This window comes from Gracilimonas qinghaiensis, assembly GCF_046602855.1.
GTDB lineage: Bacteria > Bacteroidota > Rhodothermia > Balneolales > Balneolaceae > Gracilimonas.
Window position 1 is genome coordinate 824,500 of sequence record NZ_JBKINJ010000001.1, and the last position, 19,402, is coordinate 843,901.

General features: G+C 41.6%; 11 protein-coding genes. 3 read left to right on the forward strand and 8 right to left on the reverse strand.

Translation table 11 applies throughout. The annotated features are described in order from the left end of the window. Positions 1-333 precede the first annotated feature (333 nt). The 6 genes from lon to ACKGJO_RS03665 form a co-directional block, all read right to left on the reverse strand. Complete coding sequence (gene lon, locus ACKGJO_RS03640; protein ID WP_411322037.1) at positions 334-2,880, reverse strand: endopeptidase La; 2,547 nt, start codon at positions 2,878-2,880, stop codon at positions 334-336. Between the two features lie 130 nt (positions 2,881-3,010). Then, entirely contained in the window at positions 3,011-4,525 is a 1,515-nt protein-coding gene (locus tag ACKGJO_RS03645; RefSeq protein ID WP_411322038.1) for a DUF5723 family protein, read from the reverse strand. A gap of 25 nt (positions 4,526-4,550) precedes the next feature. Further along, a complete protein-coding gene (locus tag ACKGJO_RS03650) occupies positions 4,551-6,839 on the reverse strand; it encodes an ATP-dependent helicase (protein WP_411322039.1) in 2,289 nt (762 codons plus the stop codon). A gap of 300 nt (positions 6,840-7,139) precedes the next feature. Continuing rightward, positions 7,140-9,833, reverse strand: coding sequence for a valine--tRNA ligase (locus tag ACKGJO_RS03655; protein ID WP_411322040.1), 2,694 nt, complete (start codon positions 9,831-9,833; stop codon positions 7,140-7,142). A gap of 85 nt (positions 9,834-9,918) precedes the next feature. Beyond that, positions 9,919-11,238 carry a 16S rRNA (cytosine(967)-C(5))-methyltransferase RsmB gene (gene rsmB / locus ACKGJO_RS03660; RefSeq protein WP_411322041.1) on the reverse strand — a complete coding sequence of 440 codons (1,320 nt, stop codon included), beginning with the start codon at positions 11,236-11,238 and terminating at the stop codon, positions 9,919-9,921. 178 nt (positions 11,239-11,416) lie between these two features. Then, positions 11,417-13,000, reverse strand: coding sequence for a mucoidy inhibitor MuiA family protein (locus ACKGJO_RS03665; RefSeq protein WP_411322042.1), 1,584 nt, complete (start codon positions 12,998-13,000; stop codon positions 11,417-11,419). A 477-nt stretch (positions 13,001-13,477) separates the two neighbouring features. On the opposite strand from ACKGJO_RS03665, the gene atpD reads away from it, so the two are divergent. The 3 genes from atpD (at position 13,478) to ACKGJO_RS03680 (ending at position 16,269) form a co-directional block, all read left to right on the forward strand. Next, positions 13,478-14,977: a F0F1 ATP synthase subunit beta gene (gene atpD, locus ACKGJO_RS03670; protein WP_411322043.1), complete on the forward strand. Its 1,500-nt coding sequence runs from the start codon at positions 13,478-13,480 to the stop codon at positions 14,975-14,977. A 20-nt stretch (positions 14,978-14,997) separates the two neighbouring features. Next, positions 14,998-15,255, forward strand: coding sequence for an ATP synthase F1 subunit epsilon (gene atpC, locus ACKGJO_RS03675; protein WP_411322044.1), 258 nt, complete (start codon positions 14,998-15,000; stop codon positions 15,253-15,255). Between the two features lie 102 nt (positions 15,256-15,357). After that, positions 15,358-16,269 carry a DUF4350 domain-containing protein gene (locus ACKGJO_RS03680; protein WP_411322045.1) on the forward strand — a complete coding sequence of 304 codons (912 nt, stop codon included), beginning with the start codon at positions 15,358-15,360 and terminating at the stop codon, positions 16,267-16,269. 25 nt (positions 16,270-16,294) lie between these two features. Here the strand turns inward: ACKGJO_RS03680 and ACKGJO_RS03685 are convergent, their stop codons facing one another. Together ACKGJO_RS03685 and ACKGJO_RS03690 are read right to left on the reverse strand one after the other, a co-directional pair. After that, a complete protein-coding gene (locus ACKGJO_RS03685; RefSeq protein ID WP_411322046.1) occupies positions 16,295-18,625 on the reverse strand; it encodes a penicillin-binding protein 1A in 2,331 nt (776 codons plus the stop codon). Then, complete coding sequence (locus tag ACKGJO_RS03690) at positions 18,622-19,398, reverse strand: UDP-2,3-diacylglucosamine diphosphatase (protein WP_411322047.1); 777 nt, start codon at positions 19,396-19,398, stop codon at positions 18,622-18,624. The genes ACKGJO_RS03685 and ACKGJO_RS03690 overlap by 4 nt, the downstream gene beginning before the upstream one ends. Positions 19,399-19,402 lie beyond the last annotated feature (4 nt).

Below are 19,402 nucleotides of genomic sequence, written 5' to 3' on the forward strand. Positions count from 1 at the left end.
GTACCTCTAAAGTTCAACAATAGCTTTAGAATTATAAGATATGATGCCACATTCAACTGTTAGCTGTTTTAAACTGCTATAAAATTTCGGTTCTTGGCCTGTATCTAAACTTCATATTCACTGTCACCTTTTTAAAAATACATCGTTGCAAGTTACCTGGAATCTGCACTCTTTGCAGTAAATTAGAAGGATGAAAAAATGCTATAATTGTGATCGAACTTGGATTTCGACATGTCGAAAAAGAATTGGAACGAATTATAGCAATTCCTGCAAATAAAAAAGGCAAGCTCCATTGAGCTCGCCTTTTTAGTCATTCCAGTAAATAATCTGGAATTATTTCTTATCAGAATCTCGGCTTACCACTTCCACATCATCAGGTAGCTTACCGTTGTTTCCGGAAACAGCTGCTTTATGTGCATCACTAACCTTAAAGAAATCATTTGGTTCGATCTCAGGTTTGTCTTCAAGTACTACATCCAACAGTGGATCCATTCGTTCAAGGTACTGCACCTCAAGATTTCCAAGTACATCTTCTTCTATCTCGGCTACATCTTTTTCATTTTTCTTCGGTAACAGAACCTTCTTGATACCGGCTCGTTTAGCAGCCAGAACTTTTTCTTTTATACCGCCCACGGGAAGAACAAGTCCGCGTAAGGTGATTTCACCTGTCATGGCGATAGTGCCTCTTACCTTTCTTTGTGTAAAGATGGAAGCTATGGCTGACATAAGTGACACACCGGCTGATGGTCCATCTTTAGGTACTGCTCCGGCCGGAACGTGTACGTGAAGGTCCCAGTATTTAAAAGCTTCTTCTGGAATACCGATCTCATCAGAGTGTGCTTTCAGGTACGAAACAGCGAGCATAGCTGATTCTTTCATGACATCACCTAATTGACCGGTTATGTTTAATTTACCCGATCCTTTCGAGACGCTAGCCTCAATGAACAGGATGTCACCTCCATAGGGAGTCCAAGCCATGCCTGTTGCTACACCCGGTACGGTTGTTCGTTCAGCAGCATCGCTGAAGAACTTGCGTTTTCCAAGAAATTCTTCCACGTCCTCAACATCTACATCAAATTTCTCAATCTCGTTGGAAGCGATCTTGGCAGCCACACCTCGGCACACTCCAGCGATCTGCCGTTCCAGATTACGGACTCCTGATTCACGCGTGTATTGATCGATCAATCTTTCAATAGCCTCATCTGTGATAGTTATCTGATCTTCCTTAAGACCATTTTCTTCGATCTGTTTTGGAATTAGATACTTTTTGGCGATCTGTGTTTTCTCTTCAAGAGTGTAACCACTGATATTGATGATCTCCATTCTGTCTCTCAAAGGAGCCGGAATAGTATCCAATGAGTTTGCTGTGGCAATGAACATGACCTTAGAGAGGTCGTATTCAAGCTCCATATAGTTATCGGTGAAAGTGTCATTTTGTTCAGGATCCAGAACTTCGAGAAGGGCAGAAGTAGGGTCACCACGATAATCTGCACCAACCTTATCGATCTCATCAAGCATAATAACCGGATTACCTTTTCCGGCTTTTTTCATGGATCTGATTATTCGGCCGGGCAGGGCACCTATATAGGTCCTTCGGTGACCTCGAACCTCGGCTTCATCCCGAATTCCGCCTAAGCTGAAACGCTCAAATTCACGATTTAAGGCTCTGGCGATTGATTTACCGAGAGATGTCTTACCAACACCGGGAGGGCCGTAAAAGCAGAGAATAGGGGCTTTCATATCCTTCTTGAGTTTAAGGACAGCCAGGTACTCTACGATACGTTTTTTTACTTTTTCTAAACCGTAATGATCTTCATCAAGTACCTTACGGGCAAATTCTAGATCCAGTTTATCTTTGGAGAATTCATTCCAAGGCAGATCGAGGATCCATTCTACATAAGCATAGATTATGCCATAATTAGGTGAGGCACTTGGTGTCATTTCCAGACGCTGTAGTTCCTTTTCAGCCGTTTCCCGAGCATCTTCCGGTAATTTCTTTTTGGATAAACGTTCGCGCAGTTTTTCTATATCCTGCTGTTCAGCATCATCACCCAGTTCTTCCTGAATGGCTTTCATTTGTTGCCGTAGGTAAAACTCGCGCTGTTGATCGTCAATATCTGATTTCACCTTGGTGCGGATCTTTTCACTCATATCCAGAACCTGAACTTCCTTTTCCAGAAATTCCATGACCTTGTCCAGATTATCAGAGAATTTCCGAATTTCGAGAAGAGTTTGTTTCTCATTCACTGAAACGTTCAGATTTGATGAGATAAAATTCAGCAAAAAGGTAGGGCTATTGATATTATCAACGGCAATTGAGGCCTCAGATGGAATATTTGGAGACATATTGATGATCTTGGCCGCTGTTTCTTTGATGTTACGAACAGAAGCATCAAGTTCCACTCCTTCTATATCCATTTCTTTGGCGTAGGGTTCAACATTAGCCTTGAAATAGGGATTACTCTGAATGAAATCCTTAACCTTAAAATTGGATTTTCCCTGAATGACAATGCTTTTGCTGCCATCCGGCATTTTAATGAGTTTAAGAATCTGAGCTACTGTTCCAACAGTATGCAAATCTTTATACTCAGGCTCCTCAATATCTTCGTTCTTTTGAGTTACCACACCAATGATTTTATCTCCTTCATAGGCCTCTTTTACAAGTGCCAGCGAGCGATCTCGACCAACAGTGATAGGTACTACAACTCCCGGGAACAATACGGTGTTCTTGAGAGGTAATATAGGGAGGGAGTCCGGGATCTCAGCTTCAGTGAGTTCTCGTTCTTCCTCTTCGGACATTAACGGGATTGCCTGTTCAAAATCATCAAGGTTGTCATCAGAGGCACTTAAATTTTGAAATAACTCAAAACGTTGTTTCATAGGATGTATAGTCTAAAAAAGTTTTTTTGTTTTATTAACTAATGGCAAATACAAAGCCATTTATTGGGTTGGAAACAAAGCGTCATATATACCCGCTGCCTGTCAGGAAAGTAGGGCAAAGTGTCAGTCTTTAAAAATGTATTCGAAGTGCTGAAACGACAGCTCCTGTAAGTGATGGACGCTCTGACAGTGAATTTGGTTTAAGGATAGTGGCAATTGATATATTAAATCTCTCTGTTTCAATAGCTGTACCGAAACTGATGAAATCAGGTCTCTGTGCTTCAAATCTAATTCCACCTCTAATTGGTAAAAAGGAAATTGGTCTTAATTCCATTCCAAATGAAGATTTTAGCTTGGTTGAGTTGAATGCATTGTTGGTCAATCCTACACTTATATCAGCCATTAACTTAAGTCTGTTAATTTCGAGTAAGGCCCCACTATGCAGTGCCATTGGCAGCAAAACAGAAAACTTATTTTTATTATTTTCCGTATTGGAATTAAAAGGGTCTGATTCTGCAAACATATCAATAAAATGCAGGTACTGACCTTTGGAGCCTCCAAAGGATTCTGTAGCTGTAGTAACGGGGACAGTTATATTCTGTGTGGAATCCACGGGTGAGGAAATTGAGATGTCGTTAGAACTGTAGGAAACCAAACCTATATCAGTCATTGAGAAAGAAAGTCGAAGAGATCGTCTTGTGGGCTGTCCATCGCGTCGAATTGCTGAAAGATCACTACCAAGGCTGACAAGATAGGTAACACCAATATCCAACCCGGCCCCGATCCCGTTTATGTCAAAGGGATCTTTTGAAAATACCTGATTTGAAGAAGTCACCGAATTACCGGTCAGATAACGACTGATTGCAGAAGTATGTTCTCCGGTTGCACTGTAATTGAAACTCTGAATTCTTCTAGCTGTTGCAGAGCCATCCAGTGAACTATAAACGTTTTTCCAAACAGCATTTTCATATTCCGTGCCGATGACAACTTTAGGAGCGATACCAATTATAAAATTGTCAAGACGAGACGTCAGCCCGGTTAGAAATTGAAAAGATTCAGAATAGCCAAAAGAGATCTCATACATGCTTTGCCGGCGGTAGATCAATGAACGATCTACAATATTATCGTTTGAGGAGTTGGTCTTGTAATCAAGATCATACCACCCTAAGCCAACTCTGAAAGAAGTTGAGCTTCGGCTTCTTAAAGCAATAGCATAAGATCGGTCATTACGGTGCCATTTAACTCCTGCAATGGTGATATCAGATCTAACCCTGTTATCAGAGAGGGTGTTGCGACCCGGATAATTATCGTTAATGATCTGTTCTCTTAAGGTGTTGTCTATTTTAAAATTACCCGGCTTATACACATCAAAATGATCTTTGATGCTGCTGATCTGAGTGCTGAAAGAGGTGTAATTGATGAGCTGGTCTGAATAGATGCCCGCAACCCCGATTCCTACTGATAAACCCCGTTCGTGTTCGAGGATAAGCAGATTGGCCGGATTATAGAAATTAGCGTTAAAATCAGTGACATAGGTACTTCCACCCCCACCTAAAGCCATATTTAGTGGTGTTAAAACAGGCTGGGCCATTCCCAGTGAAAATCCTGTAAGCACAATAAGCAGTGCCGTTAAAAACTGCTTCATTTAACCTTCCTAAGCTGAAAAATAACTAATCAATTACTTGTAGAGGCGCCGCCCTTAACATGAGTTTCTTTTGGCCTCTTTTCTTGAAAAATACAACAACTTTAGCATCTGTGCCCGATCCGGATCTTGATATGATCTTTCCGATACCAAATTTTTTATGTTGAACCTGAACGCCGACCTGAAAAGGATCTTCACCCTCCTGATAATCATAATGAATAGTAGCAGAAGGGGAGTTGTACGTTTTTTTCGTTTGATCTTGCTTCCAGTCGTAATCCACGTCATAGTTCGAGGAACCGGATTTATTTTCGTTTTTGAAGCGCTCTTTTTTCTGGGTAATGGTGGACCCTGTTTCAGTCTGGACCACGCCGGGATCCACTTCGTCCAGGAATCGGGAGCGAGCCTGTCGTGTTTCTTCTCCAAATTTGAATCGGCTTCTGCAGTGACTGAAGTAAAGTCTTTCTTCAGCCCGTGTAATAGCCACATAAAACAAACGGCGTTCTTCCTCAATATCTACATCGAAATTATTTCGAGCTCCCATAGGGAAAAGATTTTCTTCAAGCCCAACAATAAATACTACCGGAAATTCAAGACCCTTGGAGGCGTGAACCGTCATTAAGGTAATTGCCGGCTTATTTTCATCAAATTTGTCTTGGTCGGTGATGAGGCTGATCTCTTGTAAAAAAGCACTTAAAGAAGCTTTTGATTTTCCTTTTTCAAAGTAGGATAGTGCATTTTGCAGTTCGATGATATTATCGCGTCTCATCATCGATTCATGTGAATTCTCTTCAACCAACGCTCTCATATATCCTGATTGCTCAAGCATTGCTTTGGTTACGTTCACTAAAGATTGTCCGTTTTCCAGGTCATTTCTGAGTTGATCTATCATATCCACAAATTCTCTGACCCGAGCTTTGGCAGGCTTATATACATCAAGTGCTTCCACATGCTGTATAATACTCCACATCGAGCGTCCCTCTTCCCGAGCCTGCTTCAAGATATCTTGAATGGACTTATTGCCAATTCCACGGCTTGGTTCATTGATGATCCTAAGTAAATTAGTTTCATCATGAGGATTTACTAAAAGGGTTAAATAGGCCAATACATCTTTGATCTCCTTACGCTGATAGAAAGAAAGTCCGCCGACCAGCTGATACGTCAGATCTTTTCGACGAAGTGCTTCTTCAAATACCCTAGATTGATAATTGGTGCGATAGAGGATGGCGAATTTATTATTCTCATAACCTTCCCGCATCTTAAGGTTTTGGATATGACTGGCTACGCGGTTGGCCTCATCTCGTTCATCAAAATTTTCAAGAACCGTGATTCGCTCGCCATAATCCTGTTCTGTCCACAGCGTTTTATCAAGTTGTTTGGTGTTTTGCTTGATGATGGAATCAGCACACTGAAGAATGGCTTTAGTGGAGCGGTAATTCTGCTCTAAAGGAACTTGGGTTGCACCTTCGTAGTCTTGCTTGAAATTCAGGATGTTAGAAATATCGGCTCCGCGAAAGGAGTAGATACTCTGCGCATCATCACCAACCACACAAATATTTTCATACTTGGCAGCCAGCATTTTTGTAACCTTGTACTGAGCATGATTGGTATCCTGATACTCATCAATAAGAATGTATTTAAACCGATCCTGATATTTCTCAAGAATGTCCGGATGCTGTTGGAACAATTCAATAGGCTTCACCAATAGATCGTCGAAATCCATGGCATTACTTTGCTTCAGTCGCTTATTATAGATGTTATATACCCGTGCTGTAATGTCATCCAACGTACTGCTGATGAATTTCTCCTGGAAGGTATCCGCCGTGATCAGCTGATTCTTTGAATCACTGATCTTGTTGTGAATGGTTTTTGGTTTGATCTCTTTAGGATCGAAATTCAACTCCTGAAGGATCTGTTTGACTACCGTCTGTGAATCGTTTGAATCATAGATCGTAAAATCAGAGCCGTAACCTATCTTTTCTGCTTCAAAGCGCAGTATTTTTGAAAATATTGAGTGAAAGGTTCCCATCCATAACTTTTTTCCTTTATCGCCGATCAAGCTCTGAATACGATCTTTCATCTCGCGCGCTGCCTTATTGGTAAAGGTAAGGGCAAGTATCTGTTCAGGGGCAGCTTTATACTGCTGAAGCAAATAAGCAATACGATAGGTAAGTACCCGTGTTTTTCCGGAACCGGCTCCAGCTACTATAAGCAATGGCCCGTCTGTGTGAGTTACCGCTTTTTTCTGCTGTTCATTCAGCGTGGAAAGAAAATCTGGTCTACCCTTGGGTTCTTCGGATGTAAGTGAAAATGTTTTCATAAATATCGGTTAACTACTCAAAATGTTGACACGGAGTAGATGTAAAAGCTCTAAAATTAAAAATGTTTTCTAACGATCATCCCTCTCGATAGGTGCCTGAGCACTCATAGGTCTGCCTTCCAAAGGAGAATAATTCTTTAATACCAGTCAAATTGGTTGGGATTTAAATGGTTTAATTTTCACTCTGATTCGTCAAGAAAAATTCACTCTTTGAAGAGGGATGCAAATGATCTTCAGTTCATTTGCCAGGATAGGTGAGTTGGTGACTCACACGTTTTTTGTTGCAACTTAAGCAAATAATCACCCTTCAAAATCCTTCAGCTGCTCATTCAATTTTGCTATACTTTCCTCAGTATCGGCTTTTTTCTTCTTCTCTTTTTCTACAACAGCCTCCGGGGCGTTATTAACGAAACCGTCGTTGTTTAATTTGGCTTTGATTCCCTTTAAGAATCCTTCCAGGCGGTCGATCTCTTTCTGGATGCGTTCTCGTTCTTTTTCAAAATCAACGAGTCCCTCCAAAGGAACATAGATCTCATTTCCATCCACCATAGAGGATGAATAAACCTTTGGTTTCTCAACCTTTGTTCCCACTTCAAGGCTTGAGATATTTTCTAATTTCTCCAGAACAATCCGGTTGGTTGATACAGACTGTGCCGTAGATTCATCTTTCGTGTTAATGAAGACGCTCAATTCTTCTTTTGGTGATACGTTGACTTCCGAACGGATATTTCTCAATGAGGAAACCATTTCCTGAAGAACGCCAAAGGTTTGAATGTCTTTTTTGTTCAATCTGTATTCATCCACTTTTGGCCATTCTGTGATCAGCAGGGCTTCCTCAGTGGAACGCTCCTGAATATGCTGCCAGATCTCTTCACTGATGAACGGCATGAAAGGATGGAGGAGCTTCATTAGCTGCTCAAAGAATCCAAGCGCTGTGTTTAGTTTTTCTTTCGAAATATGTTGGCCGTATTCTTCAGGCTTGGCCAGCTCAATGTACCAGTCACAGAAATCATCCCAGATCAAAGAGTAGATCTTCTTGATGGCATCATTCAGCTTGTATTTATCGAAGTCTTCATTCACCCCGGCAATGGTTTCCTGAATACGGGCTGACATCCATCGGTCAGAAATATCATTTTCGTTGATGTCGGTTGTGGGTTCATAATGTACACCATCTTCCATGTTCATGGTGAGAAACCTGAAGGCATTCCAGATCTTATTACTGAAATTCCGGCCTTGCTCGCAGAGCTTTTCATCGAAGGGGAGGTCATTTCCGGCGGGTGTTGCAAACAACATTCCCATACGGATACCATCGGCTCCGTATTTATCAATAAGCTCCAGAGGATCAGGGGAATTCCCAAGGCTCTTGCTCATTTTGCGGCCTTTTTTATCGCGTACGATACCAGTGTAATACACGTTATCGAACGGCTTGTCGTCCATATACTCATACCCGGCAATGATCATCCGTGCCACCCAGAAGAACATGATCTCAGGGGCAGTTACCAGGTCTTTGGTTGGGTAGTAGTAATCTAATTCTTTATTCGGATCGCGCTTCTGATATTCCGCGATGTATTTCGGATCAAAAACAGAAATTGGCCATAACCATGATGAAAACCAGGTATCCAGTACATCCTCATCCTGCCTTAGTTTCTCATGTTTTGAATTTTTAATTTTGAATTTTTCTTTGGCTTCATCTTCGGTTTTAGCTACAACAAATTCTTCATCTTCATTATACCAGGCTGGGATTCTGTGTCCCCACCAAAGCTGACGGGATATACACCAATCACGAACATTTTCCATCCAATGGCGGTAGGTGTTCTTGAATTTGGCAGGATGAAATTCAACTGTGTCGTCCATTACGTTTTCGAGGGCGGGCTGAGCCAGTTCTTTCATGGATACCCACCACTGTAGCGAAAGGCGTGGTTCTATCACAGCATCGGTCCGTTCTGAATAGCCGACCTTATTTTTATAATCTTCGGTTTTCAGCAGCAGATCTGCTTCGTCAAGATCTTTAACTATATGTTTGCGGGCTTTAAATCGGTCCATTCCGATGTATAGTTCGCCTTCCTCGCTTACGGTTCCGTCCTCGTTAAGCATGTTAATGGTAGGCAAGTTGTGCTTTTGCCCAATGTTATAGTCATTTTCATCGTGAGCCGGAGTGATTTTTAAGCAACCCGTTCCAAATTCCATATCTACATAATCATCTTCTATGATTGGTACTTCACGATTTACAAGCGGCACGATCACATTTTTGCCTTTCAGGTGAGTATACCTTTCATCCTCTGGATTGATACAAACAGCGGTATCACCCAATAGCGTCTCCGGTCTGGTAGTAGCGATAGTTACATAATCATTTTCGCCCACAATTTTATACTTTATGTGATACAGCTTGGAATTTACTTCCTTGTGAATCACCTCTTCATCACTCAAAGCAGTTTTAGCAACCGGATCCCAATTGATCATCCTTGCACCGCGATAGATCTTTCCTTTTTCAAACAGATCAATGAATACATCGATCACACTTTCGGAATACTCGGGATTCATTGTGAAATTGGTGCGATCCCAATCACAACTGGCTCCTAATTTCTTAAGTTGCTCCAGGATTATACCGCCGTGTTCGTGTGTCCATTCCCAGGCATGCTCCATGAATTCATCCCGACCAAGATCACTTTTCTTTACACCTTTTTCCCGGAGTCTCCTTACAACTTTAGCTTCCGTAGCAATGGAGGCATGATCTGTTCCGGGCACCCAGCATGCATTATAGCCCTGCATGCGGGCTCTTCTTACCAAAACATCCTGAATGGTATTGTTGAGCATGTGGCCCATGTGAAGTACGCCTGTTACGTTAGGCGGTGGTATAACGACGGTAAAAGATTCTCTATCATCGGGAGTTGAATGGAAGTAATTGTTCTCCATCCAGTGCTGATACCATTTATCCTCAACTTTGGAAGCGTCGTATTGTGCGGGAATGTCTAAGTTATTTGAATCAGAACTCATAAAATGATTACAGGTAGCGTTAGTTGATAAAGCATCCAATGTAAGAATTCAGAATTCTGAATCGAGAATTCTGAATTTTGATAATTTACTTAACTCGCTTAAGGAGTACACCAAAGTGGCCGTCACAGCCATGCTTGTGAGGTAAGGTCTGGTAAGAAAGAGTGTCTTCTGCCAATACTTCCTCTGGGAGATAATCATCAAGTGGCTCCAGCTCAAAGTTGTCGTATCTTTCCAGAAACTTGGTTATCTGTTCCATATTCTCTTCAGGTTCCAGTGAACAGGTGCTGTAAACCAGCCGGCCGCCACGTTTTACCATATTGGCAGCTTCTTCAAGTAATTCTTCCTGAAGGGCAACAGCATTTTTCAGTCCTTCTTCATCACGTCTCCATCGGAGGTCAGCACGCTTACTTAAAACACCGGTTCCGGTACAAGGAGCATCTAACAATACAGCATCGGCTAAACCTAAATTGACTTCCCGTACATCTCCGCCTCTGATCTTTATATTTTCTGCTCCATAATTGAGGGCACTTTCAGCAAGCTTTTGAAGTCTTTCAGTTGAAATGTCGACCGAAGTAATGTCGCCTTCGGCTTGCATCAGGTCAGCCATCATAATAGACTTGGTTCCGGGAGCAGCACAAAGGTCGAATACTTTCTCACCCGGTTGTGGATCCAGAACGGTAGGGGCAAAACCGGCAGCAATGTCTTGTACCAAACAGATGCCTTTACTTAGTAAACCTTTTTCGATAAACGGTTGCACAGAATCTACTTTATAATAATAGGGCAGCCACTCACTCGCTTCAAAATTGACATCCATCTTTTCCATACGGAGTTCAAAATTCTCAGGCTTGGTTCGCAAACTGTTAACCCGTACGTAATAATGGGGGCGGGTGTTATTGGCCTGCATGAGCTGAAAAGCTTCGCGCTCCCCAAAACGTTTTCTCCATCTTGCAACCATCCACTCAGGATGGGAGAAGGTGGTGGCTACCAATTTATTTCTGTCTTTAAAAGCAGGCTTGGGAAGTTTTTCCCGATCTCTTTGGAGATTACGCATGATCGCATTGACCAAGTCACCTGTTTTGGAGCCGAGCTTCATTTTGGCGATCTCAACGGCTTCATTGATGGCTGCATAATCAGGCGTGCTGTCCATGAACAGCATATCATAAATTGACAGTCTAAGGATGTTCTTTAGCCCAGGTTTCATTTCCTTGACCGAGACGCTTGAAAATTCATCGATCAAAAAATCCAGATAACTTCTTTTTCTTAGGATATTTTGAACATATTCACGCACCTGAGCACGTTCACGCGTTTCAAGTTCATCCGCTTTAGAATAATCCAGCCGACCGTTTTCGTCGAAATCAATTAGAATGTCTACACTTACTGAGCGTTCTGATAATTCGGTTTCCAAAGGAGTCAGATTTTTAAATTTGTGGTTGCCTGCTATAAAAAAAGGTGATTGAATTCACCTTTTGCAAATAATTCGATTCTTTCAGTGAAACCAATAACCTTGTGTGGCTTCAATAGCTTTGAAAGATAAAATTTTAACGCGGGACTTGCTAATGTAAGTGTGCTCTTTTAGCAGAAATTTAGTATCTGATCTGTTGACCAGACGGATATTCAACCTGATATTCAAATCGTACATTTTCTGTGGTGCTCGGAGGCAGGGTCAACAGCCATGTTATAATGCCGGTTTCTTTGTTCAGTTTTCCACCTGATAGCCGGAGTGACTCTACTTTGATGCTTTCATTCTTGGAGACCGGAATTTGATCTTTAACCGTGATGTCAATGGGTTCATTTTTTGTATTTCTGATACTTATCTCCCAGGAATTTTTTTCACGAACTTTATTTCCGAAAAAGCTACGTTCCTCAAAATCCTGAACCTTATTTCGTTCTACAACAATACTCTCATCTCTGCCAAGAGAAACAGTGAGGGTATCATCAAAGGTGTCAGGGTTAATTCTTGTGGTACCAATAAATTTATTTTCGAAATAAACATTGCCCTTACCGGCTAACAGGTTTAGGTCTTCCCAGTTTGCCATGTGTCCTACCAGATAAGCAGTTTGTGATAGTTTGGGTATGGTGGTGTATGAGTAGTTAGTTTGAACTTCAGAACGGTTGACTTCAACTGTATGGACTTTCCCATCAGAAGGTACCGTATAGCGTGTTTTTATTCGATAACTAAATGATGTTTGATTTCTGCTAAAATCAGGCAAAGATAATGCCGCTTCCATAGTCATGTCATTTTCAGACTCGCCAGCGGAGGCGGAACCGTTAACAACTACTTCTCTTAAAGCTTGCTTATCCATTGCAGGCGGCGTTTGATAAAGGTCAACATAGCTTGGGTTAAGGGAAGGCAGGACCGAATTAGCAGAAGGATTACCGGAGTTAATAGTAATGACAACATTTTCCCAGTCAATCCCGGTATTTTGATAAATATCAGCTTTATAACTGATATTCAGGGGATTTGATATATCATCGGAACGAATGTCGTATGAGGGGGTCCAGCCTGCTGACGGTGCCAGGAAATCCAGTGTAAAGGTGAGGCTTTGATCTTTTTCTGAATAGACTTCAGCTATCACTTCTGAAAATCGGGTTTGTAGTCCACCTCTCAATTCATTGATCTGTGAAACGAGCTTATTCAGCTGAATACGGCTTGTTTGAATGGAATCATTAAGTTCGATCTCATCTTTCTTTAAATAACGGGCACGTTCTCTGTAAAGGTCCAGGAATTGAGCAAGTTCTGCTGCGGTCAGTTCTTTATTACCAATATTTGAAGTTGTATTCTCAAGTAGCCTGAGTTCATTTTGTATTACACTCAGGTCCGATTCAAGAACCGTAATTTTTTGCTGAAGGGAATCCCTTTGCACCTCAAGTGCCTGTATTTGTGGATCAGGTATCTCACTGTAGAAGTAATTGAACCCTCTTTTCATTGATTGAACGGTGAAGGTGCCTGTGGCTTTCAGCTGCAAACTATTTTGATTCAAATAGGGGGTGAGTCTATTAAAAACAATGATATTCTTTCCCTGTTTAAGATCAACATCAGCGGTGCGCTGGATCTGAGCCTGCTGCCTGAAAACCGTCACTTCACTGATGGAAGATGATATGTTAACGGTGTCAGCCGGCACAAAAAGAGAAGCAATAAAAATATGGGCTAAGAGAATGAATGTCATTTTTAGAACACTTAATTAATAGTTGGTCAAACTTGAACATAGTATAAAACAAATAAACCTGCATCTTGATGTTACACTATGGTCTGATAATTTTTTTGGTAAATAGATCTGAAATACCCCTGCTTTTCGTTGTGGCGCTCAGCTCTGTAAGGCCTATCTCTCGGTTTGACGACTAAAGTCCGTCTGACCGATTGTTGGACTTTGCTTTCGAGTCCTGCCGTCTACTCATGTAGAGGCTCCCAATCGTAATCTATCGATCAGACGGGTGATCCGTAAGATCGAGTTCGTGGGTGTTTTATCGGTCTACTTATCAGAGCAGGGTGGCGGCAGTTAGTCATTAAAATTACCTTCTGTATTAACCTGCTTTTTTTCGTTGCCTCTCTTTAAGTATCTCACTATCTTTATCAGCCTTTGCAGTAGCGTATAAATATGCTGCTAAATCAATAAAGCTAAACAAACAAAATCGCGATTTACCACATGAATAAAGGAACGATAGCGCAGGTAATTGGACCTGTAGTTGATGTTGATTTTCTAGAAAGTAAAACACCGCCTGTTCTCAATGCCCTTGAGATAGAAATGACGGACGGATCCACATTAATCTTAGAAGTTGCACAACACCTTGGTGAAGATCGTGTGCGTACTATCGCGATGGATTCCACTGACGGTCTCGTAAGAGGCATGGAAGTGATCAATACCGGCAAAGCTATTTCAATGCCTATTGGTGAAGATATTCGCGGACGTCTGTTTAATGTGGTGGGCGAATCAATTGATGGTATTGATGCTCCAGAAGGAAAAGAGTCTTATCCTATTCACCGTGATGCGCCTGCTTTTGATCAACTTGCAACATCCTCTGAAATGCTTGAAACGGGCATAAAAGTGGTTGATCTGCTTTGCCCTTATGCTAAAGGTGGCAAGATCGGTTTGTTTGGTGGTGCCGGTGTAGGTAAAACAGTTTTGATCCAGGAGCTTATTAACAACATCGCAAAGCAACACGGTGGTTTGTCTGTATTTGCCGGTGTTGGTGAACGTACCCGTGAAGGAAATGACCTTCTGCGAGAATTCATTGAATCCGGAATTATCAACTACGGTGATGAATTTAAAAAATCTATGGAAGAAGGAGAGTGGGACCTTTCCAAAGTAGATAAGGCAAAACTTAAAGAATCTCAGGCTACCCTGGTATTTGGTCAGATGAATGAGCCTCCCGGAGCACGTGCTCGCGTTGCGCTCTCAGGTTTGACCGTTGCTGAGTATTTTCGTGATGAAGTTTCCCGTGATATCCTGCTTTTTATTGATAATATTTTTCGATTTACACAGGCCGGTTCTGAGGTGTCTGCACTTTTAGGTCGAATGCCTTCTGCTGTAGGGTACCAGCCGACATTGGCTTCTGAGATGGGTGATCTTCAGGAACGTATTACTTCTACTAAAGACGGTTCCATTACATCGGTACAGGCTGTATATGTACCCGCTGATGACTTGACTGACCCTGCTCCTGCAACCACTTTTACTCACCTGGATGCCACTACCGTACTTTCTCGCGCATTGACACAGATCGGTATTTATCCTGCGGTTGATCCGCTTGATTCGACATCCACCATTTTGGATCCTAAAGTAGTGGGACAAGAGCATTACGATATTGCAAACCGCGTGACCCGTCTTCTGCAGAATTACAAAGATCTTCAGGACATCATCGCCATTCTTGGTATGGATGAACTTTCTGATGAGGATAAACTTGTAGTAAGCCGTGCACGTCGTGTTCAGCGTTTCCTGTCACAGAACTTCCATGTTGCTGAGCAGTTTACCGGTCAACCGGGTGTATATGTGAAAGTAGAAGATACAATCAAAGGGTTTAAAATGATCCTCGATGGTGAACTTGATCATCTGCCTGAGAATGCTTTCTACATGGTAGGGGATATTCAGGAAGCGATCGAAAAAGGCGAAAAACTGCTGGAAGAAAGCGAACAGGAAGAAGCAGCATAATTAATTTATTATAGCAGATCATGAGTACTTTTAACGCACAAATATTGACGCCCAACGGCTCTCTTTTTGAAGGAGAAGTTAGTGGTGTAAAACTGCCGGGTTCAAAAGGTAGTTTTGAAGTAAAAGCTAATCACGCTGCGATTGTGTCAACACTGGAAGAAGGAAACGTGCTTGTCCGGAAATCGGGCGGTGATGTAACTTACACTATATCAGGTGGTTTTGTTGAAGTAAACAATAATAAATTGACTCTATTGGCAGAATCGGTCAGTGAGTCCTAGCTGTTTACAGATAAATGAATTGAAAGCCGGTATCCAAATTGGGTACCGGCTTTTTTTGTATCTGGTTTGAAGTATCATAGACCCAATTAATAACCATGAAAAATGATCAGATCAGCCTTTACTGTTTTAATAGTATTTTTAAGTGTAATTTACTCTTATGGCCAGCAAAGGCCTGATACCACTTTTATCGAAAAATTAACTACTCCTTTGTTTAAAAAAGGAACGGGACCAACAGTATGTATTGACGCTGCTCATAATAACTTCCATACAGCTGAAACCGGATTTGCTCCATTAGTCAAGATTTTGAAGCTCGATGGATTTAAGGTGACCTCTTTTAAGAAGCGAGCAGAAGCAGGTACAGAAACATTCCACGACTGTAAAATACTAGTGATCGCCAATGCTCTTCATGAAAATAATATTAACAACTGGCGTTTGCCGAATCCCTCAGCATTTTCAAAGGATGAGATAAATAATATTGAAAAATGGGTCAAGTCAGGTGGCAGATTATTTTTGATTGCAGATCATATGCCTTTTGCCGGAGCTGCAGAAGAACTCGGAAGAATCTTTGGATTTGAATTTAATAACGGCTTTGCCTCTTTGGTAAAAGAACAGAATGAACCGGATGTTTTCAATTCAGATAACAGGAGATTGGTTACAATGAACCTTCCAAATCCAAAAATAAACAGTGTAACTACTTTTACAGGGTCTGCTTTTAAATATCCAGGGAATGCAAAAACGATTCTTCTGTTCAAAAGTGGAGATTTTAGTCTTGAGCCGGAAATCGCCTGGCAATTTAATGATGACACTAAGGCTACAGATATTTCAGGCTACAGTCAGGGAGCAATCATGGATTATGGAAAGGGAAAATTAGCTGTATTTGGTGAGGCCGCTATGTTCACAGCACAAATCATAACCGCGCCACAGGGTGAATTCAAAGTAGGGCTCAATAACAAAGAATTGGCTCCTCAAAATCTTGAATTCTTAAGGAGCCTGATGAAATGGTTAACTCAATAATGCAAACAAAAGGGAAGAGCTGTCATTACCAGCCTATCTTTCCTTTATTCTCATCTTTGATCAATTCGTTGCGGGTCTTTTCAGGATCCTCAGGCATCACGAAACCGGGTGGTGGTTCAAAGGCATCATATTTCCAGTATGCCTGCTCATCAGCAGTGGCATAGTTAATGAACTCACCGACTATTGGTAAGGCCGTTCGCGCACCCTGCCCAATACTATATGACAGATCCTGATTGAACCTGACCCTTCTGTCTTTACCTCCAACCCATGCCCCCATAACAATGTGCGGCATCATAGCCACAAACCAGTTATCGGCTGCATCGTTGGTAGTTCCTGTTTTGCCGGCTACATCTTGTCGTACACCGTATGTATTTCTAAGTCTTACTCCGGTTCCATAAAAATCTTCGCCACCGCGAATTACACCTCGTAACATATCCGTTATGATATAGGCAGTTTCAGGGCTGATCACCTCTGCCGTTAATTCAGGATGAAATTCTTTCAAAATGTTTCCTTCTTTATCTTCAATTCGTGTAATAGCGATCGGATCAATATGAACTCCGGCATTGACAAAAGTAGTATAAGCACTCGTTAATTCAAGCAATGAGACATTTGCTGTACCCAACGCAATGGAGGGGTAGGCAGGTGTATTGCCCATATCTATTCCAAGTTTGGAGGCCATGTCCTTGATCTTACGTGCAGCCGGATCCAGTTCCCATAATTTATTGGTACCGGGAGCACCGGCAATTTCCGGAAGTAAACGAACGGTTACATTGTTCATACTTCGCGCAAGGGCCTCTCGTAAGGGCACCTCAACCGGACCTTCAGCTACTGTTTCATCCTTCGGTGTCCAGGTTGTTCCGTCTCTTTGCCTGAATGTAACCGGAAATTTTGAAAATTTATGGTACGGCTTGTAACCGTTATCAATAGCCACAGCATAAACAAATGGCTTAAAGGTTGAACCGGCCTGTCGCTTGGACTGATACACGTGATCGAATTGTACGTCACCATAATCAGTACCACCTACCCAGGCCAGGATGTTTCCGTTTGTCGGTTCTATTGCTACAAAACTAGCCTGTAGTTGAGTACGTACTCGTTTTACAGAATCCACAAAAGCAGTATCTGCAAAGAGAGAATCGAAAACTACACTTTCCAGTTTAGTGTCGTATTTGGAGAAACCATTCTTGTAACGATCGGTCTCCCGGACGAACGTTCTAAAGAAGAGAGGAAATTCGTTCCACAGTTTATCCATGTACTCATCACTGCCTGGCGTTGTCCACTCCTTTTCAAAAATTACCTGTAGCGAATCCAGTTTGGTTTTAACAGCACGTTCAGCATGTTGCTGTAATCTGGAATCGATAGTGGTGTATATAACGAGGCCGTCTTTGAATAGGTCATATCCGTTTTCCTCAAGCCATGGATTTACTTGCTGGCGTACGTACTCACCAAAATAGCGGCTTTGTCGGCCGGCCTTGGAAGGAGGTTGGTAGTCAAGCTCAATGGGTTCTGAGGCTAACACTTGAAATTCACTGTCAGTGAGGAAATTACGTTTATTCATCTGGCTGAGCACGATATCACGGCGGGATTTAGAACGCTCCGGAAAGATACGGGGATTAAAGGCGTAAATTGCCTGCAGAGAACCGATCATGGCAGCTGCCTCAGAAATATTCAATTCTTTAGCAGGTTTGTCAAAATGTGTTTGAGCGGCAGATTCTATACCGAAAGTAGAATTTGGGAATTCAACTGTATTCAGATACATCTCAGTAATCTCACGTTTGGTATAACGGCGTTCAAGCTGAATAGCCGTGATCATTTCCCTAAACTTTCTTGTAACCGAAAATTCCTGACCGATCTTCTTATAAAGATTTCTTGCCAACTGCTGACTAATCGTGGAAGCTCCCTGCCATCTGCCATTGATAAGATGCCATGGTATGGCTAGAGTGGCATAGGTATCAATTCCCCAGTGATTGTAAAAACGGTGATCTTCTGTCGCGATCAGAGCATCAATTACGTGTGGAGATATTTTGTCATACCGAACCCAATTGCGGTTTTCAATGAAATATTTATCTAATGTAACGCCATCTCGGCTTTTAACTTCTGATGCGATGGCGGTTTCAGGATTCTCAAATTCATTTGCTGATGGCAAGCCTGATATCAAGTAAGTTACGTATCCGGCTATTAACAGAAGCATTACCCCAACAAAACCTCCACCCCATATCAATATTTTTTTTAAATAAGGATTCATTTCCTCAGAGTTATTTTTGCTTTTGGCTTTGCGTTCCGCCAATACTTGTTTTCTGTATTCAGGATCACTGAAATACCGTTTGTTGTCAATAGGTCCTTTATGTTCTTCGCTCATGGTTTACTTTGTTTGCCTGAAAAAGGGATAAATGAGTTCGATTCAGCCCTCCATTTAACGAGATTCATTCCTCTATTGTTATACAACGCAAGAGTTCTGTTGTTAAAGAAAGCTCCAAGGTTTATATAGTTTCCTCGTGAAAATGTTTCTACCCGCGGTACATGATCGTGACCACTTATAATATAATCTAAATTATGCTTATCAAATATCTTTTTAGCCTGTCTGTTTAACGGTTCAGGATTGTGGTTATTTCTTCGGCGAGTAAGATTTGAAAATGCCTTCATTGTTGCGAGTCCGCGTTCAGGTGTAAAAACTTTTTGATAAATGTTTATAAAATTTGGATTACGCAATAAACGGTGAAAAGCGACTCTGGGAAAATCAATTTTAGTGGTTGCTACGCCGTCACCGTGCAACGTTAAAATTCGAATTTCTCCAATTTCAATAAGTCTGAAATTTTCTTCAACGTCAAAACCGCGTTCTTTAAAGTGGCCAAAGGTCCAATTATCATGATTTCCAGTTATATAGAGAGCAGGAGATACATCATTATTATATTCTTCAAATTCTTTCAGAACTTTTGAACCCAAAGCCGGTACATAATTTTTTTCTGGGAATTCCATCCAATAGTCAAAAAGATCACCAAGAATGTTAATTTTGATCTTATGCTCCGAACAGTACCTGATCAGTTTGATGAGATCCTGTTCAATCTCATTATTTGTTTCAGGAGAAAAGGCGCCTAAATGGACGTCCGAAATAAATATTTGCTCAGTGATCATGCAC